The sequence below is a fragment of the Micromonospora parva genome, from assembly GCF_040649675.1.
In the GTDB taxonomy this organism is placed as follows: Bacteria; Actinomycetota; Actinomycetes; order Mycobacteriales; family Micromonosporaceae; genus Micromonospora; species Micromonospora parva.
Window position 1 is genome coordinate 555,303 of the sequence record NZ_JBEZFX010000002.1, and the last position, 26,287, is coordinate 581,589.

26 protein-coding genes are annotated in these 26,287 nt (G+C 72.3%); 12 read left to right on the top strand and 14 right to left on the bottom strand.

What is annotated here, in order from left to right; all coding sequences use genetic code 11:
- Positions 1-122: 122 nt before the first annotated feature.
- The 4 genes from AB0C03_RS07765 to AB0C03_RS07780 all read right to left on the bottom strand — a co-directional run bounded on the left by AB0C03_RS07765 (position 123) and on the right by AB0C03_RS07780 (position 4,818).
- Positions 123-521 carry a DoxX family protein gene (locus AB0C03_RS07765; RefSeq protein ID WP_247676006.1) on the bottom strand — a complete coding sequence of 133 codons (399 nt, stop codon included), beginning with the start codon at positions 519-521 and terminating at the stop codon, positions 123-125.
- Between the two features lie 144 nt (positions 522-665).
- Positions 666-2,996 (bottom strand): endopeptidase La, encoded by a 2,331-nt coding sequence (gene lon / locus AB0C03_RS07770; protein ID WP_210865880.1) that lies wholly within the window; start codon positions 2,994-2,996, stop codon positions 666-668.
- A 137-nt stretch (positions 2,997-3,133) separates the two neighbouring features.
- Positions 3,134-4,003 carry a manganese catalase gene (locus AB0C03_RS07775; protein WP_030337879.1) on the bottom strand — a complete coding sequence of 290 codons (870 nt, stop codon included), beginning with the start codon at positions 4,001-4,003 and terminating at the stop codon, positions 3,134-3,136.
- An 83-nt stretch (positions 4,004-4,086) separates the two neighbouring features.
- Positions 4,087-4,818 carry a sensor histidine kinase gene (locus AB0C03_RS07780; RefSeq protein WP_051708888.1) on the bottom strand — a complete coding sequence of 244 codons (732 nt, stop codon included), beginning with the start codon at positions 4,816-4,818 and terminating at the stop codon, positions 4,087-4,089.
- A 98-nt stretch (positions 4,819-4,916) separates the two neighbouring features.
- Between AB0C03_RS07780 and AB0C03_RS07785 the strand changes: the two genes are divergently transcribed.
- The gene (locus AB0C03_RS07785; protein ID WP_245233783.1) at positions 4,917-5,525 is read left to right on the top strand and encodes a response regulator; all 609 of its coding nucleotides are present in this window, start codon (positions 4,917-4,919) and stop codon (positions 5,523-5,525) included.
- Positions 5,526-5,669: 144 nt separating this feature from the next.
- The gene (locus AB0C03_RS07790; RefSeq protein ID WP_030337882.1) at positions 5,670-6,017 is read left to right on the top strand and encodes a histone-like nucleoid-structuring protein Lsr2; all 348 of its coding nucleotides are present in this window, start codon (positions 5,670-5,672) and stop codon (positions 6,015-6,017) included.
- A gap of 126 nt (positions 6,018-6,143) precedes the next feature.
- Here the strand turns inward: AB0C03_RS07790 and AB0C03_RS07795 are convergent, their stop codons facing one another.
- Both AB0C03_RS07795 and AB0C03_RS07800 read right to left on the bottom strand, forming a co-directional pair.
- Entirely contained in the window at positions 6,144-7,418 is a 1,275-nt protein-coding gene (locus AB0C03_RS07795) for a hypothetical protein (protein ID WP_030337883.1), read from the bottom strand.
- Positions 7,419-7,712: 294 nt separating this feature from the next.
- Positions 7,713-8,591 (bottom strand): PDDEXK family nuclease, encoded by an 879-nt coding sequence (locus AB0C03_RS07800; protein WP_357635352.1) that lies wholly within the window; start codon positions 8,589-8,591, stop codon positions 7,713-7,715.
- Between the two features lie 164 nt (positions 8,592-8,755).
- On the opposite strand from AB0C03_RS07800, the gene AB0C03_RS07805 reads away from it, so the two are divergent.
- The 4 genes from AB0C03_RS07805 to AB0C03_RS07820 are packed head-to-tail and all read left to right on the top strand — an operon-like array spanning position 8,756 to position 10,395.
- Complete coding sequence (locus AB0C03_RS07805; protein ID WP_156058020.1) at positions 8,756-8,947, top strand: hypothetical protein; 192 nt, start codon at positions 8,756-8,758, stop codon at positions 8,945-8,947.
- Positions 8,944-9,315, top strand: coding sequence for an Asp23/Gls24 family envelope stress response protein (locus AB0C03_RS07810; protein ID WP_210865885.1), 372 nt, complete (start codon positions 8,944-8,946; stop codon positions 9,313-9,315). The genes AB0C03_RS07805 and AB0C03_RS07810 overlap by 4 nt, the downstream gene beginning before the upstream one ends.
- 1 nt (position 9,316) lies before the next feature.
- Positions 9,317-9,838, top strand: coding sequence for a DUF6286 domain-containing protein (locus tag AB0C03_RS07815; RefSeq protein ID WP_357635357.1), 522 nt, complete (start codon positions 9,317-9,319; stop codon positions 9,836-9,838).
- A complete protein-coding gene (locus AB0C03_RS07820; RefSeq protein WP_357635360.1) occupies positions 9,835-10,395 on the top strand; it encodes a hypothetical protein in 561 nt (186 codons plus the stop codon). The genes AB0C03_RS07815 and AB0C03_RS07820 overlap by 4 nt, the downstream gene beginning before the upstream one ends.
- 39 nt (positions 10,396-10,434) lie before the next feature.
- Here the strand turns inward: AB0C03_RS07820 and AB0C03_RS07825 are convergent, their stop codons facing one another.
- Both AB0C03_RS07825 and AB0C03_RS07830 read right to left on the bottom strand, forming a co-directional pair.
- Entirely contained in the window at positions 10,435-11,391 is a 957-nt protein-coding gene (locus tag AB0C03_RS07825; protein ID WP_036412683.1) for a TerC/Alx family metal homeostasis membrane protein, read from the bottom strand.
- Between the two features lie 176 nt (positions 11,392-11,567).
- Positions 11,568-12,257 (bottom strand): CBS domain-containing protein, encoded by a 690-nt coding sequence (locus AB0C03_RS07830; RefSeq protein ID WP_030337890.1) that lies wholly within the window; start codon positions 12,255-12,257, stop codon positions 11,568-11,570.
- A 189-nt stretch (positions 12,258-12,446) separates the two neighbouring features.
- Between AB0C03_RS07830 and AB0C03_RS07835 the strand changes: the two genes are divergently transcribed.
- Together AB0C03_RS07835 and AB0C03_RS07840 are read left to right on the top strand one after the other, a co-directional pair.
- Positions 12,447-13,004, top strand: a complete 558-nt coding sequence (locus AB0C03_RS07835) for a DoxX family membrane protein (RefSeq protein ID WP_030337891.1) — start codon at positions 12,447-12,449, stop codon at positions 13,002-13,004.
- Positions 13,005-13,210: 206 nt separating this feature from the next.
- On the top strand, positions 13,211-13,603 hold the full coding sequence (locus tag AB0C03_RS07840) for an FKBP-type peptidyl-prolyl cis-trans isomerase (RefSeq protein ID WP_030337892.1): 393 nt from the start codon (positions 13,211-13,213) through the stop codon (positions 13,601-13,603).
- 87 nt (positions 13,604-13,690) lie between these two features.
- Here AB0C03_RS07840 and AB0C03_RS07845 read toward each other — a convergent pair whose 3' ends face one another.
- A complete protein-coding gene (locus tag AB0C03_RS07845; protein ID WP_051708890.1) occupies positions 13,691-14,077 on the bottom strand; it encodes an STAS domain-containing protein in 387 nt (128 codons plus the stop codon).
- A 182-nt stretch (positions 14,078-14,259) separates the two neighbouring features.
- On the opposite strand from AB0C03_RS07845, the gene AB0C03_RS07850 reads away from it, so the two are divergent.
- Positions 14,260-15,276 (top strand): SMP-30/gluconolactonase/LRE family protein, encoded by a 1,017-nt coding sequence (locus AB0C03_RS07850; protein ID WP_030337894.1) that lies wholly within the window; start codon positions 14,260-14,262, stop codon positions 15,274-15,276.
- A gap of 59 nt (positions 15,277-15,335) precedes the next feature.
- On the opposite strand, the gene AB0C03_RS07855 is transcribed toward AB0C03_RS07850, so the two are convergent.
- Positions 15,336-16,604, bottom strand: coding sequence for a L,D-transpeptidase (locus AB0C03_RS07855; RefSeq protein ID WP_030337895.1), 1,269 nt, complete (start codon positions 16,602-16,604; stop codon positions 15,336-15,338).
- A gap of 609 nt (positions 16,605-17,213) precedes the next feature.
- Between AB0C03_RS07855 and AB0C03_RS07860 the strand changes: the two genes are divergently transcribed.
- Together AB0C03_RS07860 and AB0C03_RS07865 are read left to right on the top strand one after the other, a co-directional pair.
- On the top strand, positions 17,214-18,167 hold the full coding sequence (locus tag AB0C03_RS07860; protein ID WP_030337896.1) for a sugar phosphate isomerase/epimerase family protein: 954 nt from the start codon (positions 17,214-17,216) through the stop codon (positions 18,165-18,167).
- Positions 18,168-18,190: 23 nt separating this feature from the next.
- Positions 18,191-20,290, top strand: a complete 2,100-nt coding sequence (locus AB0C03_RS07865) for a PQQ-dependent sugar dehydrogenase (protein WP_030337897.1) — start codon at positions 18,191-18,193, stop codon at positions 20,288-20,290.
- A gap of 60 nt (positions 20,291-20,350) precedes the next feature.
- Here AB0C03_RS07865 and AB0C03_RS07870 read toward each other — a convergent pair whose 3' ends face one another.
- From AB0C03_RS07870 to pdhA, 4 genes are all read right to left on the bottom strand, one after another.
- Positions 20,351-22,030: a right-handed parallel beta-helix repeat-containing protein gene (locus AB0C03_RS07870; RefSeq protein WP_030337898.1), complete on the bottom strand. Its 1,680-nt coding sequence runs from the start codon at positions 22,028-22,030 to the stop codon at positions 20,351-20,353.
- A 134-nt stretch (positions 22,031-22,164) separates the two neighbouring features.
- The gene (locus AB0C03_RS07875; RefSeq protein WP_425339861.1) at positions 22,165-23,508 is read right to left on the bottom strand and encodes a dihydrolipoamide acetyltransferase family protein; all 1,344 of its coding nucleotides are present in this window, start codon (positions 23,506-23,508) and stop codon (positions 22,165-22,167) included.
- Entirely contained in the window at positions 23,505-24,509 is a 1,005-nt protein-coding gene (locus AB0C03_RS07880; protein ID WP_210865900.1) for an alpha-ketoacid dehydrogenase subunit beta, read from the bottom strand. The genes AB0C03_RS07875 and AB0C03_RS07880 overlap by 4 nt, the downstream gene beginning before the upstream one ends.
- Positions 24,506-25,672 carry a pyruvate dehydrogenase (acetyl-transferring) E1 component subunit alpha gene (pdhA, locus tag AB0C03_RS07885; protein ID WP_036412688.1) on the bottom strand — a complete coding sequence of 389 codons (1,167 nt, stop codon included), beginning with the start codon at positions 25,670-25,672 and terminating at the stop codon, positions 24,506-24,508. The genes AB0C03_RS07880 and pdhA overlap by 4 nt, the downstream gene beginning before the upstream one ends.
- 105 nt (positions 25,673-25,777) lie before the next feature.
- On the opposite strand from pdhA, the gene AB0C03_RS07890 reads away from it, so the two are divergent.
- Complete coding sequence (locus AB0C03_RS07890) at positions 25,778-26,284, top strand: Lrp/AsnC family transcriptional regulator (protein WP_030337902.1); 507 nt, start codon at positions 25,778-25,780, stop codon at positions 26,282-26,284.
- Positions 26,285-26,287: the final 3 nt, after the last annotated feature.

Here is a 26,287-nt window from a genome sequence, read left to right on the forward strand (position 1 = left end):
ACTGTGCGGAGGCCGACCCTATAGCCGATCAGCGGCCCGCAGGGGGCACGGGTGCGGGCTCCGACGAGCGCGGAGAACGCCGCCGGCGACCGTCCGGGTGGGACGGTCGCCGGCGCTGCGGGTCAGAGGGGGTACGGCCCGAAGCGGCCCCAGGCCACAAGCGCGGCGAGGACGAGCAGCACCACGCACGTCACGATGCCCTGGATCTCCACCGTGCGCCGCTCCGGCACGGTGGCCGTCCGCACCCCGTGCAGGTGCACCACGGTGCCGCCGATCATGATGATGACCAGCCCGAGCGCGGCGAGCGGGGTGAGCACCGTGGCGATGCCGGTGAGGGCGGGCAGCAGCAGCCCGATGGCGGCCAGCAGTTCCAGGGCGCCGATGGCCTTGACCTGGATCGGCGTGGCGGCCTTCGTCCAGCCCATCGTCTCGTGCAGCTTCTCCTTGGGTTGGGTCAGCTTGACCACGCCGATACCGCCAAAGATGGCAGCGAGCAGGATCTGAACGATCCACAGCACCATGTTCACAGGGGTTTCCTCCGGGGGACCGCCCTACGGCGGAGAGGTAGTTGACGTCTCAAGCACGACAGTACGGTCCTCCGGGACCCGGGCACAGCGACAGGCCCCCGCCGTCTCGTGAGCGGCGGGGGCCTGTCGCCTGGTACGTCAGACCGTGAAGAGCGCCGGACCGTCCAGCGTCTTCACGTCGGCCGGGCGCAGCGCCAGAGCGAGCACGTCGGCCACGTCGGCCAGGGTGTGCACGGTCAGCGCCTCGCGCACCTCGGTCGGCAGGTCGTCCAGGTCCGGTTCGTTGCGCGCCGGGATGATCACTTCGGTGAGACCGGCCCGGTGCGCGGCGAGCAGCTTCTGCTTCACCCCACCGATCGGCAGCACCCGACCGGAGAGCGTCACCTCACCGGTCATCCCGAACTCGGGGCGGACCGGGCGCCCGGTGACCAGCGACGCCAGGGCCGTGACCATGGTGATGCCGGCGCTCGGACCGTCCTTGGGCACCGCGCCCGCCGGGAAGTGGACGTGGATCCGGCGTCCCGCGAGGGCGTTCGGGTCGATGCCGAGCCGCCGCCCGTTGGAGCGCAGGTAGGAGAGCGCGATGTGCGCCGACTCCTTCATCACGTCACCGAGCTGGCCGGTCAGGGTCAGCCCCGGCTCGCCCTCCATGCTGGTCGCCTCGATGAAGAGCACGTCACCACCGGCACCCGTGACGGCCAGGCCGGTGGCCACGCCGGGCACCGCGGTGCGCTCGGCCGACTCCGGGGTGAACTTCGGCCGCCCCAGGTAGCCGGTGAGGTTGCCGGTGTCGACGCGTACCGGCGTGGGGTCGGTCGCCAGGGTCACCGTCACCTTGCGCAGGATCTTGGCCAGGGCCCGTTCGAGCTGCCGCACGCCGGCCTCCCGGGTGTACTCCCCCGCGATCAGCGCGAGCGCCTCGTCGGCGACCGTCACCTCCTCGGCGGTCAACCCGGCCCGCTCCCGCTGCCGGGGCAGCAGGTGGTCGCGGGCGATGGAGACCTTCTCGTCCTCGGTGTACCCGTCCAGCATGACCAGCTCCATCCGGTCCAGCAGCGGGCCGGGGATGGCGTCCACCACGTTGGCGGTGGCCAGGAAGAGCACGTCGGACAGGTCCAGATCGACCTCCAGGTAGTGGTCCCGGAAGGTGTGGTTCTGGGCCGGGTCGAGCACCTCCAGCAGGGCGGCGGCGGGGTCACCGGCGTAGCCGGCGGCCAGCTTGTCGACCTCGTCGAGGAGCACGACCGGGTTCATCGAGCCGGCCTCGCGCAGCGCGCGGACGATCCGGCCGGGCAGCGCCCCCACGTAGGTGCGCCGGTGCCCGCGGATCTCCGCCTCGTCGCGGACGCCGCCGAGCGAGACCCGGACGAAGTTGCGCCCGAGCGCCCGCGCCACGGACTCGCCGAGGCTGGTCTTGCCGACCCCGGGAGGGCCGGCGAGGGCGAGTACCGCGCCGGAGCCACGACCGCCGACCACGCCGAGGTTGCGCTCGGCCCGCCGGTTGCGCACCGCCAGGTACTCCAGGATGCGGTCCTTCACGTCGGACAGACCGGCGTGGTCGGCGTCGAGCACCGCCCGGGCCGCGGCCAGGTCGGTGTTGTCCTCGGTACGGGTGCCCCACGGCATCTCGAGCACGGTGTCCAGCCAGGTACGGATCCAGCCCGCCTCCGGGGAGGCGTCACTGGCCCGCTCCAGCTTGCCGACCTCGCGCATGGCCGCCTCGCGGACCTTCTCCGGCAGCTCGGCGGACTCGACCCGGGACCGGTAGTCGGCGGAGCCGTCCGGCTCGTCCTCGCCCAGTTCCTTGCGGATCGCGGCGAGCTGCTGACGCAGCAGGAACTCGCGCTGGGACTTCTCCAGCCCCTCGCGGACGTCACTGTTGATCTGCTCGGTGACCTCCTGCTCGGCCAGGTAGTCCTTCACCCAGCCGACCAGCAGCTCCAGCCGGGCGGTGACGTCCGGCGCGGCGAGCAGCTCGGTCTTCTGCTCCAGCGTCAGCCAGGGCGCGTAACCGGCCGAGTCGGCCAGCTCGGAGAGGTCGGTCATCCGCTCCACCGCGTCGATGACCTGCCAGGCGCCCCGCTGCTGGAGCACGGAGGTCACCAGGGCGCGGTACTCGCGGGCGAGTTCACGGGCCCGACCGGCGTAGGCGGGTTCGTCGAGTTCGGTCGCCTCGACCCAGAGGGCGGCGCCGGGGCCGGGCACGCCGGACCCGATCCGGGCCCGGGACAGGCCTCGGATGACGGCGGCGGGCTCACCCTCGGGCAGCCGGCCGACCTTCTCGATGGTGGCGACCACGCCGACCGGCCCGTACTCGCCGTCGATGCGCGGCACGGCCAGCAGCTTGCGGTCGCCGGTCGCCCGCGCCGCGTCGATCGCGGCCTGGGTGGTGGGGTCGAGGGTCACCGGGATGACCATGCCGGGCAGCAGCACGGCGTCGGTCAGGGGAAGTACCGGAAGAGTTGCCATCGAACACCTCGCGTTGAGTTGAGCGTGTCTCACTCAAGTAACAAAGCGTTCCCCTTGTTCCGATCTGTGACCCAGACCACTTCCCCGGCCGGTTCCGTCGGGTCGCCCAGGACCGGTGGGCGACCCGACGGGACACCTCAGGTGAGCTTGCTCTTCACCGTGTTCACCACCGAGCCGGCCACCCCCGGATTGGTGCCGTACAGGCGGGGGTCACCCGGCGGCAGCACCGGCTCCGGCGCGTTCGCGCGTGGGTTGTCGTCGTACCGGAACTCGCCCTTGCCGTCGGGCGATGGCCCGGACGCCCAGCGCCCCTGGGCGGCGTCGGTGCCCGAGGAGAAACCCAGATAGGTGTAGCCGTACTCCTCGGTGAACTCGCCCGAGTCCGGGAACGCCTCCGGCACCGGCATCTCCTCCAGCCCGTCCTCCTTGAGCTGCTCGATCGCCGCCAGCCACATGTTCTGGTGCATCGTGTCGCGGGCCAGCAGGAAGCGCAGCATCTGCTTGACACCCGGGTCGTCGGTCATGTGGAACAACCGGGCGACCTGGAGCCGACCCTGCGCCTCGGCGGTGACGTTGAGCTGGAAGTCGGCCAACAGGTTGCCGCTGGCGGTGACGAACGCGCCGCTCCAGGGCACCCCGTTGGAGTCGGCGGGCAGGGCACCACCACCGCCATGGATGAAGTGCGCCGGATTCTCGCCGGCGTAGGTCGCCGCACCACCGGGGTCCTCCGCGATCCCCTCGGTCAGCGACAGCGGCGCATTGTCCAAGAGCCGGGTGATCATCGTGACGATCATCTCGACGTGGCCCATCTCCTCGGTGCCGACATCGAGCAACAGATCCTTGTACTTGCCGGGCAGCCGGCAGTTCCAACCCTGGAAGAGGTACTGGTTGGCGACTGTCATCTCGCCCCACTTGCCGCCCAGCACCTCCTGCAGCCGACGGGCGAACGCCGCGTCCGGGCCGTCTGGTTTGGCCTCGAACTGCAGATCCTTGACGTGACTGAACATCCGACCTCCTCGGTACCGGAAACAGGTAGCGAGGCCGTTCCCGCTGGGCTGACCCGAGCGGGCCAACCGGTGGCCCGCCCGGGTCAGCCCAGCGGGCGGGCCACCGGCAGCAGCACCTCCAGCGCCACTCCACGGGGCCGCAGCCGGTGCGCCCGCAGCGCTCCCCCGTCGGTCGCGACGAGCTGCCGCGCGATCCACAGGCCCAGACCGGACATCCCGACGGCCGGCGTCGGACGCCGCAGCGCGACCAGCAGCGCGTCGTCGACCCTGCCCTCGTCGGTGACCAGGATGCTCACGCCGGGACCGCGCACCGTGGCGTAGAGCCCGACCTGCCCGTTGGGCGGCCCGTGCCGCAACGCGTTCTGCACCAGGTTGACCAGCACCTGTCGAGTGCGTCCGGCCGGCACCGGGCAGGAGGCGGCCCGCCGGGTGGCCCGTGCCCGCCGCCGACCGGCCGGCACCAACGCGGCGGCCTCCCGCAGGATGCCCGCCAGCGCGACGACCGGCTCCGGCTGCGCGGCCAGCGCCAGCGCGCCGGTGCCGGCGGTCGCGTCGCGCAGCAGACTCTGCAGGTGTGCGGCCTGGTCGCGGGCCAGCTCGGTGATCGCCCGCCGATCGGCACTGGTCAGCTCGCGACGCTCGTCGGCCAGAGCGCGGGTCAACGAGGTCAGGGTGCTCACCGGCGTCCGGAACTCGTGGCACAACACCCGCAGCAGCAACTCCGAATCAGCCTCCGCCGCTCGCCGCTCGGCGGGTGTCGGCGCGATGGGGCGCAACCCTCGCAGCAGGTCCCGCAAACCGTGCCGTGCGCGCATCCACCCGACTCCCCTCGTTCGGTGCGAACCCGCATGATCGGTACCCGCTGGGGAACGGCCCAGACATGCCGGGAAGCTCCACCTTGCGACTCGTTGTCGTGGACGATCACCCCCTTTTCGTCCGCGGCCTGGAGTTGCTGCTCCCGATCACCAGCAACGGCCGCGCCGAGGTGGTCGCCTCCACCGGCGACGCCGCCGCGGCGGCGGCTCTCGTCGCCGGCTGCCGCCCCGACCTGGCCCTCGTCGACCTGCACATGCCCGCGCCCGGCGGCGTCCGTGCGGTGGCGGCGATCCGGCGGACCACCCCTCGGGTACGGGTGGTGGCGATGTCCGGTTCCGCCGCTCCCGAGTCGGCGGTGGAGGCGCTGCGGGCCGGCGCCGAGGGTTTCCTGCCCAAGACCAGCGAACCGGAGGAGCTGCTGCCCCCGCTGCTGGCCATCCTCGACGGCTGGGCGGTGCTGCCGGCCGAACTGCTGCGCACTCTGCTGCCGCCCACGCGCTTCCCGTCGGTCGACCTCGACAGTGAGGAACGGCGGCTGCTGCGGGCGATCGCCGCCGGCCGCAGCACCGTCGACATCGCCGAAGAACTGCACGTCTCGGAACGGACGGTGAAACGTATGACCGCCGCGTTGCTGCGAAAGTTGCGAGTGTCCAACCGGGCCGAGGCCGCCGCCGTCGCCGGTCACGCCGGGGTCCTCGGGGAATGAAGCCCGGTCATCGGACCGATTCACGGTTTTGCTCTGTAACGGAATCGCGACGCGCCGAATGAATGGAAGGCATATTGTTGCGGATTACCGGGGTGATAGGTCAGACTTTGGACACATCCCGCCGCACACAGGGAGTAATCGGCAATGGCGAGAAAAGTAATCACGGTCCTGACCGACGACCTCGACGGTGGGAAGGCCGACCGGACGGTGGAGTTCAGTCTCGACGGCGTGGCCTACACGATCGATGTCTCCGACGAGAATGCCGGTGTCCTGCGCAAGGCGCTCGACCCGTACATCAATGCGGGTCGGCGGATCGGGCGCGGTCCGGTGGAGAGCGCCCGTTCAGTCCGACGGCCGGGCCGACCCGCCGGCGCGGGAATGGATCGGGAGCAGAACCGGGCCATCCGGGAATGGGCCGTCAAGAACGGCTACAAGATTTCCGAGCGCGGCCGGATCCCGGTGGAGGTTGTCGAGGCGTACAAGAACCGCTGACGCGACGCGACGACGGGGCCCCGCCAGCACGGCGGGGCCCCGTCGTGTGTCCGGGTCGCCCGTTGCGACGCGATGGCCGGCCACCCCAGGTTGGTTGCCCCGGGGTGGCCGGCCATCGTCGCTACCTCAGTTGACGTCGATGCGCACCGAGTCGAAGGCGGGGGTCTGGTTGGCCCGCTCCATCATCGGCAGGCGGTGCGAGCCGTCACCGGCCCAGACGGAGCACTGGGCGGTACCCGACTCCGGCAGGCCCGGAATCTGGATCGTCACCTCGTCGGGCTGGGCACCACCGCGGCCGTCCTCGGTCGCGACGAAGAACGCGGGCACCTCCTGCGGCTCCGGCGGCGCGGTCAGGCTGTCCAGCATCCGGCAGGCGGTGTGGAAGTGCCCACGGACCAGGCCCTGGTCGTTGAGCAGCGAGCTCTCCACGTAGTAACCACCCTGACCGGCGGCCAGGAAGCGGTCCCGCACCAGGTTGCGGGTGCTGACCCGCAGGGTGAAGGGCTGGTTCTGGCCAACCTGCTCGGGGAACTGGGTGATCAGCAGCGACGGGTTGTTGGCCGCCGCGCCGACCTCACCGAACTCGGTGCTCACGCAGCGGTTGCCGTTCTGGAAACCGTCGTGCGGCTGGAGCCGGCTCTCGTCGCAGTCGTTGGCGAGCACGCCGAGCCCGGCGCCGGGCTCGGTGCCACCACCGTTGTTACCGCCGCCGTTGTTACCGCCGCCGTTGTTACCGCCACCGGGCGTGGTGGTGGGGGTGCTGCCACCGCCGTTGTTGCCGCCGGTGTTGCCGGTGGGCTGCACCTGACACTCGGCGAGCTGGGCCAGGCCCTGCGGCCGGGGTCCGACCCGGTCGATGGCGGTCGTGATCCGGTCCAGCACGGCGCGGCGCTTACCGGCCAACGGCTGGAGGATCGCGTTGCGGATGAACGCCTCACCCTTGTTGCCCTCGGCGGCCAGCCGGCGGTCCGCCTCGGCGATCTGGGTCTGCAACTGGGCGAGGTTGCGGTCCACCTCGGCCCGCGCCCGGTTCGGCACCTGCGGCAGTTTGGCCGCCACATCCGGACAGGCGACGGCGGTGCCGGTGCCCACCGTGCCGTCCTTGCCGTCCTCACACTCGGGGACCGACTGCTGTCCGTCACCCCAGTGATTACGCACCCACCGACCGTTCTGCCAGGTTCGGCTGGTCGAACCGGCGCCGGTCGGCGCGGTCGCGCCCGGGCTCGGCTCCACACACTGCCCGGCGGCCGGACGTGGCTTATTTGTCCGCCGGTCCTGGGCCGACGAAATCTGAGTCACGGCGACAACTCCGCCGAAGACCGCGAGCGTGCCGACAACTGCCAGCAGACGCTTGCTCCGCGCGTTGCCGGAAGGCCGGCGCGCCCGAGTGGACCTGCGCATCGAATTGCTCTCCTTCTCGATCCGGTAGTGGATTTCTGCCCTCGGCGGACCGACGGATGTGTGGGGGCACGGCCGCGGCAGGGACCCACCGTGACCCACCCGGTAATGCGTCGATGGCCGACGATGCCCTTTCCGCACCGTCTCCCGCGCCGGTCGACGCGGATGGGGAGATCCTGTTCATTCGCGCAGGAGTACGGGGCGGGTGCCGGGAAGGTTCAACTGACGCACAGGAAATTGCCGCGACCCGACACGGAGCCGGTACGCGGCGGGGAAGAGCAGGTGAAACGGGTGCGGTCAGTCGGCGCAGAGATGGTCGAAGGCGAAACCGCCGACCAGTTCGTGGCGGCGCTCGCTCAGCGCGGCGATCCGCGCGGTCCACTCGGCGCGCGGCAGCAGGTTCGCCACCGCGTTCTCCCGCAGTCGCTCCCCCACGGCGACGGCGGCGAGATCCTCGGCCAGCCGGGCCGCGTCGATGCCGCAGGAGAAGCGGTGTTCGGTCACCGAGACCATCTCGACGAGGCACGCGTCGGGGCGTACCTGCACCCAGCTCCACCCCTGGGCCGGCCCGTCCAGCCAGCGCACGTGCAGCCCTCGCACGATCGGGTCGGTCACCTGCCCAGCCACGTACGCCTCGACGGCCGCCGCGCGGGTCAGCGCGCCGAGGTCGTTGACCGACCCGGTACGCCCGTCGGGCAGTCGGCCCAGGATGTCCCGGAAGCCCACCGGCGCGGGCTCGGTGCCGGCGACGGTGGCCCCGGCGCCCGCGGCGTACGCGCGCGCGTCGATCACGTACTCGACCAGGCGGCGGCCGTGTTTGGCGGCCCGTAGCGTCGGCGAACCGATCCGCAGCACGGGCAGGCCGGCGGCGGCGCTCACCGCGTCCGTGAGTCGCTGCACGCGCTGTTCCGCCGAGGCGGCGCTCGGCACCGGGCCGATCTCCACGGCGACGACTGGGCGGCCGGTGTCGGCGGCGTAGACCACGAAGTCGAAGCTGGCGCGGCTCGCCGAGGTCCACTGGCTGCCGGTGACACCGGCCGGCCGGCCCTGGACCAGATCACTGAGCCGACGTGCCGGCAGGGCCAGGTGGCCGGCACGGCTGAGCAGGGCGTCGTGCCCCGCCTCGGCGGGCATCGCCCGCAGCCAGCCGCGGTCGTCGCTCCCGGTGCTCGTCATCTGCCTGATCCATCCGCCGGTCGGTCGAGCCGGGCCGAGTCTAGGTGGTCGATCATGGGCCACCGACTTCTGATGTGACCGGGATCACAGCAGTGCCGATGTTCCAGGGGTGGCCGCCGGGTGTATCCAGCGACCGCCGGTACCGGACCGGCCCGGAGGTGCGCATGTCGCGACAGCAGTTCGGCTTCCTCGCCGGGTTCCTCGCCGTGGCGGTCTGGGCGCTCGCCGGCGCCGGCGCGGCCGCCCTCGCCGTGCTCGCCGGCCTGCTCGGCTGGCTGGTCGTCCGGGTGCTCGACGGCGACCTCGCGGTGACCGGGCTCGGTGACCGTCGCGGCGACGCTCGGCGACGCCCATGACCACCCGTCCGTCCACCGGGCCGAACCCCGGCACCGGGATGGCCGCCGGGACGACCGGTTTGCCGGGCGACGCGGCCGATGTCGCGCGGATCGCGGCGCAGGCGGCCAGCCTCGTGCCGGGCGTGTCCGTGGTCCGCCCGGCGGCGGTCCGCCTGGATGACCGGTCCGTCGGACTCGACCTGCACCTGATCACCTGGTACGGGCACAGCGTGCCGACGATCGCCGAAACCGTCCGAACGGTGGTCGCCGACCAGGTAGCCGCCCAGACCGGGCTCACCGTGGCGGTGGTGACCGTCACCGTGGACGACCTGCTCGTCCCCGGCGTCGACTCCTCCGCAGCCGGCGCCGCCGCGCCCGAGGACGGCTGAGATGCGCACCGCCAACCGGATCGCGTCGGTGCTGCTGGGCGCCGCGCTGCTCATCGGCGGCGCGGTGACGGCCGTGCAGGCGGTGCTCCTCACCCTGCACCGCCGCGCACCGCTGGACACCACCGGCTGGTGGGACGCGCTGAGCGCCACCCGGTGGCGCGATCCCACGGTCCGCACCGTGGCCACTGCAAGCCTCCTGCTGGGCCTGGCGCTGCTCGCCGCCCAGCTGCGCCGCTGGGCGCCGGTCCGCCTGCGCGCCGACGAGCACGACGGCTGGTACCTGCACCGGCGCTGTGTGGAACGCCGGCTCGCCGACGCCGCCGCCGCGGTGCCGGGCGTCCGCCGCGCCCGCGCCCGGCTCCGACGGCACCACGGCCAGTGGCGCCCCCGGGTCCGCGCGAGCGGCGACCCGGCGGCCCGGACGGAGATCGAGTTCGCCGTGCACCAAGAGTTGCACCGGCTCACCGCGCCCCGCCCCGCCCGGGTCGACGTCCGGCTGCTGCCCCGACGGCGGCCGGCGTGACCAACGCCGCGCACCGACTGCTGTGGACCGTCATCGCGCTGCTGCTGGTGGCGGGCGGCGCGGTGGCGCTGGCGGCCAGCCTCGGCACCCTGCCCGGCGTCGACCCGGCGGCGGCGCTGCTCAGCGCCGATCTGGTCGACCGGTGGCGGACGGCCGCGCCGTGGAGCACCCTGGCGGTGGCCGTGGTCGGGGCGCTGTTCGCCCTGGCCGGGCAGCGCCTGCTGGCCCGGGAGCTGCGGGGCCCCGGCGGCACGCTGCGCGGCACGCTGAGCCATCCCGGACGCCGGCCGGGCCGGACCCGGCTGCCCGCCGACGTTCTCACCGACGCGTTGGTACGCGACCTGAGCGGCAACCCCGGGGTACGCCGGGCCCGGGTGGTGCTCACCGGCCCGGCACCGCACCCCGACGTGTGGATCCGGGTGGACCTCACCGCCGACGCGCCGGCCGCCGGCGTACGCGAGCACGTGCACGCGGCGGTCCGCCGATTCGCGGCGACGACCCACTGCCAGCCCGCGCACCTCGACGTGACCGCCCGCATCGAGCCCGCCCCTCAGTGACCCGCCGCCGCACCGACCGGCCGGATCGGTGCCGGCGGGTCAGCCGTCGGCGCGGCGGCGGGCGGCCAGGACGCTGGCGCCCATGGAGACCGCCAGGGTCAGCACCACCACGGCGAGGGTCAGCCAGACCGGCAGCTTGCCCACCGGCGTCTCGGCGAGAATCAGCTTCAGCCCGGCGAAGGCCAGCAGCAGCGCGAGCCCGTACCGCAGGTAGCCGAAGTGCCGCAGGAGGCCGGCGAGGCAGAAGTAGAGGCTGCGCAGACCCAGGACGGCGAACGCGGTGGCCGTCCAGACCAGGAAGGTGTTCGTGGTGATGGCGAGGATCGCCGCCACCGAGTCGATGGCGAAGACCACGTCGGTGGCCTCGATGGAGACGAGCGCCACCAGCAGCAGCGTCGCCACCCGCCGGCCGGCCACCCGGGCGGTGAACCGGTCGCCGTGGTAGCGGGCGTCGGTGGGCACCAACCTGCGGAACAGCCGGACCACGACGTTGCGTTCCGGGTCGACGTCCGGCTTTCCGCGTACGGCCAGCCGCCAGCCGGTCCAGACCAGGAACCCGCCCAGCACGAACCCGGCCCAGGTGAGCCGGTCCAGCAGCTCGGCACCGGCGAGGATGAACAGCAGCCGGAAGACGAGCGCGCCCACGACACCCCAGAACAGCACCTTGTGCTGGTAGCCCGGCGGCACCTGGAAGTAGCCGAAGAGCAGCGCGAAGACGAACACGTTGTCCACCGAGAGCGCCTTCTCCAGCAGGTAGCCGGAGAAGTACGCGATGGCCGGGTCACCGCCGAGGCCCCACCAGACGACCAGCCCGAACAGCAGACCCGCGCCGATCCAGACGGCGCTCCACAGCACCGCCTCGCGGAGCTCGATGACGTGGTTGTCCCGGTGCAGGAGCACATCCACGGCGAGCATCACCGCGATCACCACGCCGACCGCCGCCCAGGCCCACAGCGGAACCGCGACCGTCGCCTCAGCCACCGACGCCCTCCGCATCGACCACCGCGCACCGCCCGTCACTAGGCCGGCCCTCTTTCGAGCCTAGGTGACCGCCCGACCCGGCATCGGGCGGTCCGACGAAGTCCGGGTCGCCGGGCCGGCCCGCTCGACCCGGGCGGCGACCGGCAGCGGGAGTCGGTGCGCGCGGTCGGGGTCGGGCGCGCGACCCGCGCTCAGGCGACCGGCATCACCTGGCCGGGGTCGAGAACCGTGTCGTCGGCGTCGTAGGCGATTGCGTTGATCACCCGCACGACGCCACTGACCTGCCCCGCGAGCCGACCGGCGAGGTCCACGGCGGAGCGGCGGTCCAGCCTACCGGCCAGCGTCACGTCACCGTGACGGACCTCCACGGTCACCAGTCCGTCCCGTACGGCGAGCACCCGGCGGAGCACCTCCTGCACCACGTCCTCGCGGATCTCGGCGTCCGACCGCAGGTGCACCCGCAGCAGATCAGCACGGCTGACGATGCCGACCAACCGACCGAGGTCGTCCAGCACGGGCAGCCGCTTGACCTGTTCGCGGTCCATCAGCCGGGCGGCGGCGGACAGCGCCGCCTGCGGATTCGTGGTGATCGCCGGCGCGGTCATCAGGTCACCGGCCAGCACTGCCGCGCTCTTGCCCCGGGCACCGCGCCGTCGGCGGCTCTCGAAGACCCGTCGCAGCGCCGGCTCACCGGCGCGTTCGACCCGGTGCAGCAGATCGGCCTCGGACACCACCCCCAGCACCCGACGGAAATCGTCGATCACCGGCACCGCGCTGACCCCGCGGCGCAACAGCACGTCGACGACCTCCCGGTACGGGGTGTCGGCAACCACCGTCTCGACCTCCCGGGTCATCACGTCACCCACCTGCCAGGTCCTCATCACGGCCTCCCTCTCCTGGTCCATCTCGGACGCTACGGCGGGGTGTCGACGGTCGTCAGGGTCGCCGGACCGGACCGGAGGGGGTCGAACGTCCCGGGCCGTTGCGGTCTGTCGGCCCTGCCGCCGAAAGCGCCGTGGGCGTCCACTGGAGATGCCACCGGGAAGCGCGGTGCGAAGCTGAGAAGGGACGTGGAGACCATGACCGCGACGATCGAGCGGGTCACCGCCGAGAACACCGCTGCGAAGGCCGGCACCGTGCACGACCGGGCCGTCCGGTACATCCTGGCCGGCACCCGGCTGGCGCTCGGCTGGATCTTCCTCTGGGCCTTCGTCGACAAGCTGTTCGGCTTCGGGATGGGCACCGAGCAGAAGAACGCCTGGATCAACGGGGGCAGCCCCACCAAGGGCTTCCTGACCTTCGGCGTGGCCGGGCCGTTCAAGGACGTCTACACCTCGATCGCCGGTGCCGCCTGGGCGGACTGGCTCTTCATGATCGGCCTGGCCGGGATCGGTGTCGCCCTGCTGCTCGGCATCGGAATGCGGATCGCCGCCGTGGCCGGTGGGCTGCTGCTGGTCCTGATGTGGACCGCCGTGCTGCCTCCGGAGAACAACCCCTTCATGGACGACCACCTGATCTACGCCGCGGTGCTGGCGGTGCTGGCCCTGGTCAACGCCGGCGACACGGTGGGCCTCGGCCGGGTGTGGGCGGCCCTGCCGATCGTCCGGCGGATGCCCTGGCTCCGGTGAACCAACGCACACCCCTCGGCGGGCGTCACCGATACCGGTGACGCCCGCCGCTCCGTCGGGTCAGCCAGCACCAGCGGGACCGTCGGCCTCCCGATCGACGGATGGGCTGCGGAGCAGGTGGCGGGTCCGCCGCACATCGGTGGGGGGTGATCCGGCAGGATCGACGGTGACCGGACACATCACCCAACACGGCAGGAGATCCCCGCATGAACCAGGCAGCAGGCGCCCGATCGGGTAAGCCCGAGGTTGGTCCGATCGAGGGTGCACCGCCGGCCGACCTCGTGATCGAGGACATCACCGTGGGCGACGGCCCGCAGGCCGAGCCGGGCCAGCTGGTCAGCGTGCACTACGTCGGCGTGTCGCACTCCACCGGCGGCGAGTTCGACTCGTCCTGGAACCGGGGCGAGGCGTTCGACTTCCCGCTCGGCGGCGGTCAGGTCATCGCCGGCTGGGACCAGGGCGTCGCCGGCATGCGGGTCGGCGGTCGCCGCCGGCTGACCATCCCGCCGCACCTGGGGTACGGCGACCGCGGCGCGGCCGGCGTGATCAAGCCGGGTGAGACGCTGATCTTCGTCGTCGACCTGCTCGACGTGCGCTGAGTCGTTGTCGGGGTCGCCGGCCCACCCGCCGGCGGCCCCGCGCCGACCTCGGGCGCGGCGGGTGGGAGCACGCCTCGTCGGGCGGGGTCAGGCGGCCAGTTGCAGGTCGGTGGTCGCGACCACCGGGCGGCGCGCGGCCTCGATCACCGTGGCCGGCTCCAGGATCGTCATCACGCGGTGCAGCCCGCTGACCCGCAGCACCCGCGCCACCACCGGGCTCGGGTCGACCAGCACCAGCTCGCCACCGCGGGCCCGGACGCGCAGATGCGCGGCAAGCAGCGTGCGAACGCCAGCCGCCGAGAGCAGCCGCAGCTGCGACAACTCGACGTGAAGCACCGGGCGGGCCGGCGCGGACCACAGCGCGGACCGGAACGCGGCCACCGTGGCGATGTCGATCTCGCCGGCCACCCGCATGAGGACCCGCTCGTCACCCACGCTGACCTGCACGTCGAACCGGTCGCTGTGCTCTTCCATGCAGTGAAATCTAGCCGCCACCACCGACACTTTCGTCCCTCCACGCAGTGATTCCGGGTACGCCCAGGGGCATACCCCGAGCTGCACCGTCTCCCTCTCGGGGTGGAGTCAGGGGCTCGGGCGGCGCGCCGCCCGGACGCGGAGTTCGCGGGTCGGCAGGCACGCGGGTGGAGAATAGGTCGATGCTGATCCCCCGGCCCCGGCCGCCCCGGCTGATCCGCCCGGTCCGCGAACCGGCGACCAGCCCTCCGGCGCTGGCCGGCGCCTGGGCCCCCACCGACCGGCGGCTCGACCAGGCCGAGTTGCTCCCCCTCCCCGCCGGGGCCGTCGGCCCCGAGGACGTCCTGGTCGACGGCGGCGGGCGGGTGATCAGTGGTGACGAGGACGGTCGGCTCTGGTGGTGGCCGGTCGACGCGCGCGCCGGCACCCGACCCCACCTGCTGGCCGAGACCGGTGGCCGTCCGCTCGGCATCGAGCTGGACCCGTCCGGCGAGGCCCTGGTGGTCTGTGACGCGTACCGCGGGTTGCTGCGGGTCACGCCGGACGGCGCGGTACGCGAACTCACCGGAACGGCACCGCCGGTGCACCTGGCCAACAACGCGACGGTGGGCCGGGACGGCACCATCTACTTCACCGACAGCTCCGACCGGTTTCCGGTTTCGCACTGGAAGCGGGACCTGCTGGAGCACCGCCCCAACGGTCGGGTGCTGGCCCACCAGCCGGGCAGCGGCCGCACCGAGGTGGTGACCGACGGGCTGTACTTCCCCAACGGGATCGCGCTGACCCCGGACGAGTCGGCGCTGATGGTCGTGGAGACCAGCACCCACCGGCTGCTGCGCGTCGAGCTGAGCGGCGGCGTGCGGGTGCTCGCCGACCTGCCCGCGTACCCGGACAATCTCGCCTCGGTGGGTGACGGGACGTACTGGATCGCGCTGCCCAGCCCTCGGGTGCCGATCGCCGAGCGGCTGCTGCCCCATCCGCGGCTACGGCAGATCGCCGCTCTGCTGCCCGACGCCCTGCAACCGCAGCCCCGCCGCTACGGGCTGGTCGCGCTCGTCGACGGCGCGGGCGCGGTCCGCCGGACGCTGCACGGCCCGAGCGGGCACTACTCGATGATCACCGGAGTACGCCAGCACGGCGACCAGCTCTGGCTGGGCAGCCTGACCGGGTCCGCGGTGGCCCGCGTACCCCTGGGGTGATGGCCGACAGGGCCGGCCCGCCATGGTGGCGGGCCGGCCCTGTGCTGCCGATCGGTGACTCAGCGACCGCTGACCGAGGGCGCCGGTGCGGGCGATCCGCCGGCCACCGCGCCCGGGTGCGCCGGGGCGACCGGCGCGGGCTTGAGGCCCGGCGGCACCGGCAGGGCGCTGCCCCGGGCGAACTCGTCCCAGCTCACGTTCCAGGCGGTCCAACCGTTGCCCGGCTGCAGCTCCACCTCGGTGCCCTTGACGGTGATCAGGTCACCGACCTGCGTGACCCCCATCAGCCAGTCGGCCGCCGCAGCGGAGACGTTCGCGCAACCGTGCGACACGTTGGTGTTGCCCTGGTCCCCCTCCGACCAGGGGGCGGAGTGGATGAACTCGCCGCCCCAGGTGTAGCGCTGGGCGTCGTCGACGTCGACCACGTAGCCACCGTTCGGCTCGCCCCGGGTGTCGAAGGTGGTCCGCTCGTGCTTCTCCATGATCACCATCTTGCCGCTGGAACTCGGCGTGCTCGGCTTGCCCAGGCTGACCGGGATCCGGCGGATCTGCTTGCCGTCGCGCAGCACCGTCATCTGCTTGGTGGCATTGTCGATCTCCAGCGAGACCTGTCGCCCGATCTTGGAGGTCGCGGTCCGCTCGGCGTCACCGACCTTGTCCTTGCCGATCGGCAGACCCTCCAGACCTGCCCGGACGCTGATGGTGGTTCCCGGCTTCCAGAAATCGGGCGCCCGGTAATAGACCTGAGTGCCGTCGGCCAGCCACGACCAGGTGCCCGGCTGCGGCGGATTGGTCTTTACGAACAACCGCCGCTGCACATCCGCTCTGGCCTCTTTCGGAATTCCCGGGTCGAACGCCACCGTTACCGGCATCGCGGTGCCGTACGTCCGATTACCGTTGAAATAGAGTGTGCTGGTGATCTGCGGTTTGGTCGATTTGGCCATCGTGGTGAAGGTGGTGCTGCGCGTGGTGGTGGCACCGGAGTCACCGGTCGCGGTCACCTCGGCGGTGTAGGTCCGCTTCGGCTGCAGCGGAGCGTTCGGCACCCAGCCGGAGCCGTCCTCGCGCGGCTCGGCGTTGACCTGCTTGCCCTTGTCGTCGGTGAGGCGTACGGCGGTGACCCGCCCGCCCTTGACCACGGTGCCCACCTCGGCGCTGACCGGGACGTCCCGGGCCTTGTCCCCCGGTGTCACGGCGAGTTCCGGTGGGGCGGCGTGCTTCTTGGCCGAGCCGGTCGCCGACTCCCGCTCTGCGGTGCACGCACCCAGGACGAGTGGTGCGGCTGCGATGGTTACGGCCAACAGCGTCAATCGCCGCCTAGACGTCATGTTTCAGTCCCCCCGTTTCGACTTCCCTCCGTCACATTCTCGCTTGCCCGAGTGAGCCATTAGCGGCATTCGGAAATAATTGGCCGCGCATTTATCGACGCATTTTCCGACAATGCTCCAGTTGGCCGGAACAGGGGCGCAACCGACCGGTGTCGTGCGCTTCGCGCCGCTTGAGCGACGCGACGTCGACTGTCCGGATGCCCGCGGGCGCCGGTCCCCGAGGGCGGCCTCGCGGCACGGCCGGCCGGGACCGGGCGCGGCCATCGGGTGCGGGGCGCGGGAGGCAGGAGGTCACGGCCGGTGGCGCACCTCGGGGGCGGACTTTTGTCAATTGGAGCGAAGCTTCTGCCGAACGCGACAAAGCTTTGCCTTCGTCCGAAGGCAAGGGTAAGGTCACGATCCAGATAGAGGGTTGCCCATTCGTCGATCAACTTGCCGCCACCTGTGCCGGGTCGCCGCGATCCGCCCCCGATGGGTCCGGGCCGCACCCACGAGCCGTCCCTCACCGTCCCGCCGAAGCCCACCGCGGCCGGTTCGGCGCGCCCGGCAGACGGCAGTCAGGTCGACCTCCGTCGACGGCGTACCAGCCGTCAGGAAGGGACCACCACCATGGATCAACAACTCAACACACCGGCATCCGAGCCGGTCAGCCGCCGTGGCGTGCTGCGTGCCGCGACCGTCTCCGCGGCTGCCGTCGGCGCCGCCGGTCTGCTCGCCGGCCCGGCCACCGCCGCACCCGGCGCATCCGGGGCGCAGGCCCAGGGCCGCCGTCGGGTGCCGGTGGACCGGATCAGCATTCAGCTCTACACCCTGCGTGACCAACTCGCCATCGACCTGCCCGGCACCCTGGACGCGCTGCGCCGGATCGGCTACCGGCGGGTGGAGCACGCCGGTTTCGTCGGCCGCACCGCGGCGCAGTTCCGGGCGGCGCTCGACGACGCCGGGCTGCGTTCCACCTCCGGGCACGTCGGCATCCCACAGCCGTTCGACGCCGCCACCTGGGAGCAGGCCCTCGCCGACGCCAACGTGGTGGGCTGCAAGAAGATCGTCCACCCGTACTTCGGTCGGGACGCGGCCGGTCAGCCGATCCGCGACCCCGCCGTGTACCGGGCCCTGGCTCGCGACCTGAACAAGGCCGGACGGCTCGCCGAGCGCGCCGGGCTCGAATTCGGCTACCACAACCACCAACTCGAGTTCGTGCCGCTGACCGGGGGCTCGACCGGGTTCGACATCCTCAGCTCCCAGACCGATCCCCGGCTCGTCCACTTCGAGCTCGACCTCTACTGGACGTGGCGGGGCGCCCACGACCCGGTCGACGTGATCCGGGCCAACCGCGGCCGGATCCGCCAGGTGCACGTCAAGGACCTCGACGTCGAGGCCGGCTTCGCCGACCTCGGTGACGGCGTCATCGACTTCGGCCGGATCTTCGCCCACGAGCGGGAGGCCGGCATCGAGGAGTACATCGTGGAGCGTGACGACGCGGGCACCGCGCCGCGCTCCCCCGCCGACGCCCTGGACACCGCCCGCGTCGGCTTCGACTACCTCGCCTCACTCCGGTACTGAAAACACCTCGGGGGACACACCTGATGAACAGGACCGCACTCGCGTCCGCCCTGCTGCTGGTGACGGCCGGCCTGGCCGTGCCGCCGTCGGCGGCGGCCGCCGCGCCGGCCGCGCCGCCGGACAGCAGCTTCCAGAAAGTGACACTCAACGACTTCCCGGGCGAGCCGATCAGCCTCGCCGTGCTGCCCGACCTGCGGGTGCTGCACACCTCCCGCACCGGTGAGGTCCGCATCCACGACCCGCGCACCGGGCTGAACACCCTCGCCGCCGACATCCCGGTGTACGAGCACGACGAGGAGGGGTTGCAGGGGGTCGCCATCGACCCGAACTTCGCCCAGAACAAGTGGGTGTACCTCTACTACTCGCCGCCGATGGACACCCCGGTGGACGACCCGGCGACCCCCGACGTCAACGAGGGGGACGCGCCGGAGACCGGCACCGCGGCGGACTGGCAGCGGTTCAAGGGCGCGCTGCGGTTGTCCCGGTTCAAGCTGGACGGGATGCGGCTGAACCTCGCCAGCGAGCAGCAGATCATCGAGGTGCCGACCGACCGGGGCATCTGCTGCCACGTCGGTGGTCAGATCGACTTCGACAGCAAGGGCAACCTGTACCTGTCGACCGGCGACGACACCAACCCGTTCGCCTCCGACGGCTACATCCCGATCGACGAGCGGGCCGACCGTAACCCGGCGTACGACGCCCAGCGCACCTCCGCCAACACCAACGACCTGCGCGGCAAGTTGCTGCGCATCAAGCCGAAGGCCGGTGGTGGTTACACGGTCCCGGCCGGCAACCTGTTCAAGCCCGGCACGGCGCAGACCCGCCCGGAGATCTACGCGATGGGGCTGCGCAACGCGTTCCGGTTCGCCGTCGACAGGCGCACCGACAACGTGTACCTGGGCGACTACTCCCCCGACGCCTCCAACCCGAACCCGGAGCGCGGGCCGGCCGGACACGGCCGGTGGATGATGATCGACAAGCCGGCGAACTACGGCTGGCCGTACTGCGTGACGCCGACGATCGCCTACCGCGACTACGACTTCGCCACCGGCCAGTCCGGCAAGAAGTTCAACTGCGCGCGCCCGGTCAACGACTCACCGCACAACACCGGCAAGCGGCAGCTGCCGCCGGTCGAGCAGCCGCAGGTCTGGTACCCGTCCACGGCCTCGGCTGAGTTCCCGCAGCTGGGCACCGGCGGTATCGGTCCGATGGGCGGCCCGGCGTACGACTACGACGGGACCAGCACCTCACGGACCCGCTGGCCGGCCTACTACGACGGGGTTCCGCTGTTCTACGAGTGGACCCGCGACTACATCAAGGAGTTCCGCCTCGACTCCGACGGCGACGTCACCGACATCCGCCCGGTGGTGCCGTCGCTGGTGGTGGACAACCCGATGGACATGGAGTTCGGCCCGGACGGCGCGCTCTACGTGCTCGAGTACGGCGACGGCTACTTCGCCGAGAACCCGGACGCGCAGCTGTCCCGGATCGACTTCGTCCGGGGCAACCGGACCCCGATCCCGAAGATCAGTGGTACGCCGACCGTGGGCCAGGCCCCGCTGACCGTCGCGTTCTCCAGCGCCGGCACGACCGACCCGGACGGCGACAAGCTGAGCTACGCGTGGGACTTCAACGCGGACGGCTCGGTGGACAGCACCGCGCCGAACGCGAGCTGGACGTTCCCGGAGAACGGCTCGTACACGCCGACGCTGAAGGTGACCGACCGCACCGGCCGTTCCGCCTCGGCCACCCTGCCCCTGGTGGTCGGGCCGACCGCGCCGATCGTCGAGTTCGTCGCCCCGGTGGCCGGTCAGCCGTTCGAGTTCGGGCAGACGGTCGCCTACGAGGTGAAGGTCACCGACGACCTGCCGGTGGACTGCTCCCGGGTGAAGGTCACCTACGTGCTCGGGCACGACGAGCACGGGCACCCGCTCTCCACCTCGACGGGTTGCAGTGGGACCATCCCCACCTTCCTGGACGGTGGGCACAGCGGCGCTGACAACCTGACCGCGGTGTTCGTCGCGGAGTACACCGACGCGCCGACCGACCCGGGTGTACCCCCGCAGTCCGGCTCGGCGACGGTCGTGCTGGACCCGACCCCGGTGGCCGGCCTGGCCGGCTGACCAGTTCCACAGCGTGACAGCGGCGGCGGTCGGAGCGTTCCGGCCGCCGCCGCCCGTCGGTCAGCTCCAGTCGCTGTCGACGTGGTTGTCACGCCAGCGTCCACCCACTGGCGGGGTGTCCAGCCGCATCCCCTCCTCGGCGTTGCCGGCGAGGTCGTTGTCCTCGACCCGGCAGTCCACGCAACTGCCCCGATCGGTGATCCACAGCCCGTGCGTCTGGGTCTGGTTGTCGTGGTTGTCCCAGATCCGGTTTCCGCGGATGGTGGCCGAGTCGAACGGCGCGTTGATGGTGATGCCGGCCCGCTGCCCGGGTGCGGGGTCGAGTTCGTACGCACAGCCCGGCGGCGGCACGTCTCCGCTCCACGCGCTGAACGCGTCCGGGCGGACCGGGGCCAGGGTGAGTTCGTCGCCGGTGTTGGCGGCGACAGTGGCCACCGACCGACCGACCCGCAGGATCTTGCCGCGGTGCCCGTCGTGCGGCCAGTCGGCGGTGCGGTCCACCAGGCTCCGCTCGCTGTAGCGGACGGCCTCGCCCGCGCCGCCGGCGGCCCGGCCGTACTGCCGCCCGTTGTTGCGGATCCGGTTGTTGAGCAGCACCGCGTCGCTCATCTGGTGGTCGATCCGGACCGCGTCGAGGCCGTTGCCCCAGAACTCGTTGCTCTCGATCACCACGTCCCGGACCGGGCCCTGGTAACCGCGCCCGAGATCGCGGGAGTGGTAACCGTGCTGGCCGTTGCCGCTGATCCGGTTGCCCCGGACGAGGTACGGTCCGGGGCTGTTGCCGATGCTGATCCCGTCGCGCAGGTTGCCGTCGATGACGCAGTCGGTGACGAGTCCGCCCCGCCCGGCCACCGTGGAGGTGCCCTGCGACGACACGTCGAAGCCGGCCTCCAGGTTTCCGGTCATCGTGCAGGCGGAGACGATCAGGCCGTCGGCGCCCCAGTCGGAGATGCCGAAGCGGTTGCCCTGGCTGTGGCAGCCGATGATGCGGTAGCCGCGCGGTGGGGTCCAGTAGTCCTTCTGCAGCTCCAGGAAGATGCCGTTGGTGCCGTTGGCCAGGGCGGTGCAGTTGGCGATGGTCAACCGCTCCACCGGTCCCCAGCCACCGATGCCGATCCCGATGCCGGCGCCGCCCATCTGCTCGCCGTTGTCCAGTCGGCCACAGCCGACCACCACCACCCCGTCGATCAGGGAGTCCTGGAGGAAGTCGCAGCCCAGGCCGCTGGCCGCGGTGTGGTGGATGTAGAGGTTGCGGAAGACGCCGCGCACCACGTACTGCAGGCCGAGGCCCTTGGCCAGGTAGTTGTACTCGGCCATGGCGACGGCGGAGCCGTCGATCTGGAAGTCGGCGAAGGTGCAGTCCGCGATGTGCCGGTCCCGGTCGGCGCCGTGCTGCACCGTGGTCCAGAAGGCCAACGGGGTCGGGTCGGCCCGGTTGCCCTCGTTGCTGAGCATGAACCGGGTCGCCGCCGGGCCGGCCCCGATCAGCGACACCCCGCTGCGCCACACCGTGCCGGCGTCGCGGATCGAGTAGATGCCCGGCGGGCAGTAGATCACCCGGGCCCGCCCGTCGGAGGCGTACCCGGCGCCGAGCCGGTCCACCAGGGCGGCCAGCGCCGGCTGGTCGTTGGTGGAGCCGTCGCCGGTCAGCCCGTACTCCAGGGCGTCGCAGTAGAGCGGCGCGCCGGCCGCGGCGGGCCGTCGCACCCGGACCGAGTTCAGTAGCAGCTCGTTCGCCACGGCCACAGGCCGGCTCCCTTCGACGCGTTCGGTGCGCTCCGGCGGGGCCGACTTCCCCCTGACACCGCCGGGAAACCCCCGGGCGTGCGCCGGCCCCGGCGCCGCACGGGCGACACCGGGGCCAGGGGTACGCGTCAGACGGCGGCGATCAGCAGCACCGGGCGCTCCACACAGTCGGCGACGTGGCGCAGGAAGCCACCGGCCACCCCGCCGTCGCAGACCCGGTGATCGAAGGTGAGGCTGAGCTGGGTCACCTTGCGGACGGCGAGCTGCCCGTCGACCACCCACGGCTTGTCCACGATCCGCCCGACCCCGAGCAGGGCCGCCTCGGGGTGGTTGATGATCGGCGTGGAGCCGTCGACGCCGAACACCCCGTAGTTGTTCAGCGTGAAGGTGCCACCGGTCAGCCGGGCCGGGGGCAGGCTGCCGGCCCGCGCGGCGGCGGTGGTCGCCGCCAGTTCGGCGGCCAGTTCGGCGGTGGTGAGCCGCTGGGCGTCGCGCAGCACCGGCACCAGCAGCCCCCGGTCGGTCTGCGCGGCGATGCCGAGGTGCACCCCGGCGGACTGGACGATCCGCTGCCCCTCGGTGTCGACCCGGGCGTTGAGCTGCGGGAACCGGCGCAGCCCGCTGAGGCAGATCCGGGCCAGCAGGGCCAGGATGCTGACCGGCGCGTCGGGCGTCGCCGCGTTGATCGCCGCGCGGGTCTCCAGCAGCCCGGTGGCGTCCACGTCGACCCAGATGGTCACCTCGGGGATCTCCCGCCGGCTGCGGGAGAGCTTGTCGGCGATCACCTTGCGCACGCCGGTGAGCGGCACGATCACGTCGCCGTCCCCGGTCGGCGCGAGGGCGACGTGCGGGTCGGGCACGGCGGCGAGCCGGGCGGCGGGGGCGGCCAGCGCGGCCTCCACGTCGGCGCGGCGGATCACCCCGCCGGGCCCGGTGCCCCGCACGGTGCCGAGGTCGACGCCGTGCTCGCGGGCCAGCCGCCGCACGATCGGCGAGATGACCAGAGCGGAGGGCGATGGTGCCGGGTCGCCGGTCGGGCCACCGGCAACCGCGCCGGTCGGTGCGGTGTCGGCCGGTTCGGGGGCGACCGTCAGGCGGGGCCGACGCCGACGGCGGGTGGTGGTGCCGTGGCCCGTGCCGTACCCGATCAGCACGTTGCCAGACCCGGCCCGCTCCTCCTCGCGGTAGGTGGCGTGCCCGGCGGGCTCGTCGCCCCCGTCCAACGGCGCGATGGTGATCAGCGGCTGGCCGACCGGGCGTACCTCACCGGCCGCGCCGTGCAGGGTGACCACCCGCCCGGCGTACGGGCAGGGCACGTCGACGACGGCCTTGGCGGTCTCCACCTCGACCACGCTCTGGTCGACGGTGACGATGTCTCCCACGGCGACCCGCCACTCGACGATCTCGGCCTCGCTCAGCCCTTCGCCCAGGTCGGGCAGGAGGAAGACCTGCGTCCGTTCGACGGTGGTCATGCCGCCGCCCAACGCGCGTCCGGCTGGTCGTCCCACTGCAGGCGGGCCACCGCGTCGAGCACCCGGTCCACGCCGGGCAGGTGGGTGTGCTCCAGCATCGGCGCCGGGTACGGGATGTCCAGCCCGGCGACCCGCAGCACCGGGGCGTGCAGCGCGTGGAAGCAGCGCTCCTGCACCCGGGCGGCGATCTCCGCGCCGACGCCCGCGAAGCCGGGCGCCTCCTGGATCACCACGCACCGGCCGGTCCGCCGGACCGAGGCGGTGATGGTGGCGTCGTCGAACGGCACGATCGTGCGCACGTCGACGACCTCCAGGTCCCACCCCTCCTCGCGGGCGGCCTCGGCGGCCTCCAGCGCGACCGGCACCGCCGGCCCGTACGCCACCAGCGTGGCGTCCCGACCGGGGCGGCGCACGACGGCCCGGCCGAACGGCTCGGTGCGGGCCGGGAGAGACGCGTCGGCGCTGGCGAAGTAGAGCTTCTTGGGCTCCATGAAGACCACCGGGTCGGGGTCGTCGATCGCCTCGCGCAGCAGCGAGTACGCGTCGTCGACGGTGGCCGGCGTGACCACCTTCAGCCCTGGGGTGTGCGCGTAGTACGCCTCGGACGAGTCGCAGTGGTGCTCGACCCCGCCGATCCCGCCCGCGTACGGCACCCGGATGACGATCGGCACGCTCAGCGCGCCCCGGGTGCGGTTGCGCAGCTTCGCCACGTGCGAGGCGATCTGCTCGAACGCCGGGTACGCGAACGCGTCGAACTGCATCTCGACCACCGGGCGCAGGCCGGACATGGCCAGGCCGACGGCGAAGCCGACGATGCCGGCCTCGGCGAGGGGGGTGTCGAAGCAGCGCTTGTCGCCGAAGCGGGCCTGCAGGCCGTCGGTGATCCGGAAGACGCCGCCGAGCGCGCCGACGTCCTCGCCGAAGACGACGACCCGGTCGTCGGCGGCGAGCGCGTCGGCGAGCGCGGTGTTGAGCGCCTTCGCCATGGTGGTGGCCATCAGGCGTCACCCTCCTCGGCGCGGGCGGCGGCCAGTTCGGCGCGGACCTGCTCACGCTGTTCGATCAGCTGCGGGGTGGGTTCGGCGTAGACGTGGTCGAAGAGGCTCAGCGGGTCGACAGCGGGCTGCGCGTTCATCCGGGTCCGCAGGTCCGCCGCGTACGCCTCGGCCTGCTCGGCGATCTCGGCGACCGCCGCGTCGTCGAGCACGCCGCGGGCGCGCAGGTAGGTCTCCAGCCGGGCGATCGGGTCCCGGTCCCGCCAGGCGTCGACCTCGGCGCCGTCGCGGTAGCGGCTGGCGTCGTCGGCGTTCGTGTGCGGTTCCATCCGGTAGGTGTGCGCCTCGACCAGGAACGGTCCCTTGCCGGCCCGGGCGTGGGCGACCGCGCGGGTGAGCACGGCGAGCACCGCTACCGGGTCGTTGCCGTCGACCTGCTCGCTGGGTACGCCGTAGCCGACGCCCTTGTAGGCCAGCGACGGCGCGGCGGTCTGCCGGGACAGCGGGACGCTGATCGCGTACTTGTTGTTCTGCACGAAGTAGACCACCGGCGCCTTGAACACGGCGGCGAAGTTGACCCCCTCGTGGAAGTCGCCCTCGCTGGTGGCGCCGTCGCCGATGAAGGCCAGCGCCACGGTGTCGCGACCCTGGTACGCCTCACCGTGGGCCAGCCCGGCGGCGTGCACGCACTGGGTGGCGAGCGGGGTGCACTGCGGTGCGGTGCGTACCTCGGTCGGGTCGTAGCCGCAGTGCCAGTCGCCGCGCAGCAGGGTGAGCACCTCGACCGGGTCGATGCCCCGGGCAACCAGCGCCATCGACTCGCGGTACGTGGGGAAGACCCAGTCGGTGTCGCGGACTGCGAGGACCGCGCCGACCTGGCACGCCTCCTGGCCTCGCGAGGACGGGTAGACGGCGAGCCGGCCCTGCTTGGTCAGGGCGGTCGCCTGGGTGTCGAATCGCCGGCCGAGCACCATCCGGCGGTACAGCTCGTGCAGCACCTCGGCGGCTGGTTCGGGGTAGTCGGCGCGGGCGGGCAGCGGCATGCCGTCCTGGGCGAGCAGGCGGACCGGCTCGGCGTCCGGCAGCAACGAGCGGGCCGGGTCGGGCGGGGTGACCGTTCGACGGGCGCGCGGGGATGCCCTGCGGACCGCCTGGGGAGTGGTCGTCACGGCGGAACCTCCTGGGACGTGTGGTGAGCCTATGCTTCCGCTTGTGGATGATTGACTCAAGATCGACACAGAAGGCGGGACGGTTGGCATGCGGAGGGCCCAGTAGTGAGCCAGGAGACCGCCGACGAAGCGAGCGGGGGCGCGGGATCGGGACGATCGGCCCGAGCGTTGGACGAGGTCGACCGGCGGATCCTCGACGAGCTGGTCCGCGACGGTAGAACGTCGGTGCGCACCCTCGCCGAACGCATCCACATCTCCCGCACCAACGCGTACGCGCGGGTGGAGCGGTTGCTGCGCGACGGGGTGATCACCGGGTTCCGGGCCCAGGTGGCGCCCGAGGCGGCCGGGTTGGGCACGTCGGCGTACATCGCCCTGACCATCGAGCAGAACACCTGGCGGGAGGTGTCGGCCGAGCTGGCCCGGGTGCGCTACATCGAGCACGCCGCACTGCTCGGCGGTGACCACGACGTGCTCGCGCTGGTGCGCGCACCGGACAACGCCGCGCTGCGCGACGTGGTGCTGGGCCGGGTGCAGAGCATTCCCGGGGTGCTGTCCACCCGCACCTGGCTGGTCTTCGAGGAGTTCGACGGGGCCGGCAGCCCCTGGGCGTGACCG

Coding starts and splice junctions, on each gene's coding strand:
- AB0C03_RS07765 (WP_247676006.1), bottom strand. CDS start 521: ATGGTGCTGTGGATCGTTCAGATCCTGCTCGCTGCCATCTTTGGCGGT.
- lon (WP_210865880.1), bottom strand. CDS start 2,996: ATGGCAACTCTTCCGGTACTTCCCCTGACCGACGCCGTGCTGCTGCCC.
- AB0C03_RS07775 (WP_030337879.1), bottom strand. CDS start 4,003: ATGTTCAGTCACGTCAAGGATCTGCAGTTCGAGGCCAAACCAGACGGC.
- AB0C03_RS07780 (WP_051708888.1), bottom strand. CDS start 4,818: ATGCGCGCACGGCACGGTTTGCGGGACCTGCTGCGAGGGTTGCGCCCC.
- AB0C03_RS07790 (WP_030337882.1), top strand. CDS start 5,670: ATGGCGAGAAAAGTAATCACGGTCCTGACCGACGACCTCGACGGTGGG.
- AB0C03_RS07795 (WP_030337883.1), bottom strand. CDS start 7,418: ATGCGCAGGTCCACTCGGGCGCGCCGGCCTTCCGGCAACGCGCGGAGC.
- AB0C03_RS07800 (WP_357635352.1), bottom strand. CDS start 8,591: ATGACGAGCACCGGGAGCGACGACCGCGGCTGGCTGCGGGCGATGCCC.
- AB0C03_RS07805 (WP_156058020.1), top strand. CDS start 8,756: ATGTCGCGACAGCAGTTCGGCTTCCTCGCCGGGTTCCTCGCCGTGGCG.
- AB0C03_RS07810 (WP_210865885.1), top strand. CDS start 8,944: ATGACCACCCGTCCGTCCACCGGGCCGAACCCCGGCACCGGGATGGCC.
- AB0C03_RS07815 (WP_357635357.1), top strand. CDS start 9,317: ATGCGCACCGCCAACCGGATCGCGTCGGTGCTGCTGGGCGCCGCGCTG.
- AB0C03_RS07825 (WP_036412683.1), bottom strand. CDS start 11,391: ATGCGGAGGGCGTCGGTGGCTGAGGCGACGGTCGCGGTTCCGCTGTGG.
- AB0C03_RS07830 (WP_030337890.1), bottom strand. CDS start 12,257: ATGAGGACCTGGCAGGTGGGTGACGTGATGACCCGGGAGGTCGAGACG.
- AB0C03_RS07840 (WP_030337892.1), top strand. CDS start 13,211: ATGAACCAGGCAGCAGGCGCCCGATCGGGTAAGCCCGAGGTTGGTCCG.
- AB0C03_RS07845 (WP_051708890.1), bottom strand. CDS start 14,077: ATGGAAGAGCACAGCGACCGGTTCGACGTGCAGGTCAGCGTGGGTGAC.
- AB0C03_RS07850 (WP_030337894.1), top strand. CDS start 14,260: ATGCTGATCCCCCGGCCCCGGCCGCCCCGGCTGATCCGCCCGGTCCGC.
- AB0C03_RS07855 (WP_030337895.1), bottom strand. CDS start 16,604: ATGACGTCTAGGCGGCGATTGACGCTGTTGGCCGTAACCATCGCAGCC.
- AB0C03_RS07860 (WP_030337896.1), top strand. CDS start 17,214: ATGGATCAACAACTCAACACACCGGCATCCGAGCCGGTCAGCCGCCGT.
- AB0C03_RS07865 (WP_030337897.1), top strand. CDS start 18,191: ATGAACAGGACCGCACTCGCGTCCGCCCTGCTGCTGGTGACGGCCGGC.
- AB0C03_RS07875 (WP_425339861.1), bottom strand. CDS start 23,508: ATGACCACCGTCGAACGGACGCAGGTCTTCCTCCTGCCCGACCTGGGC.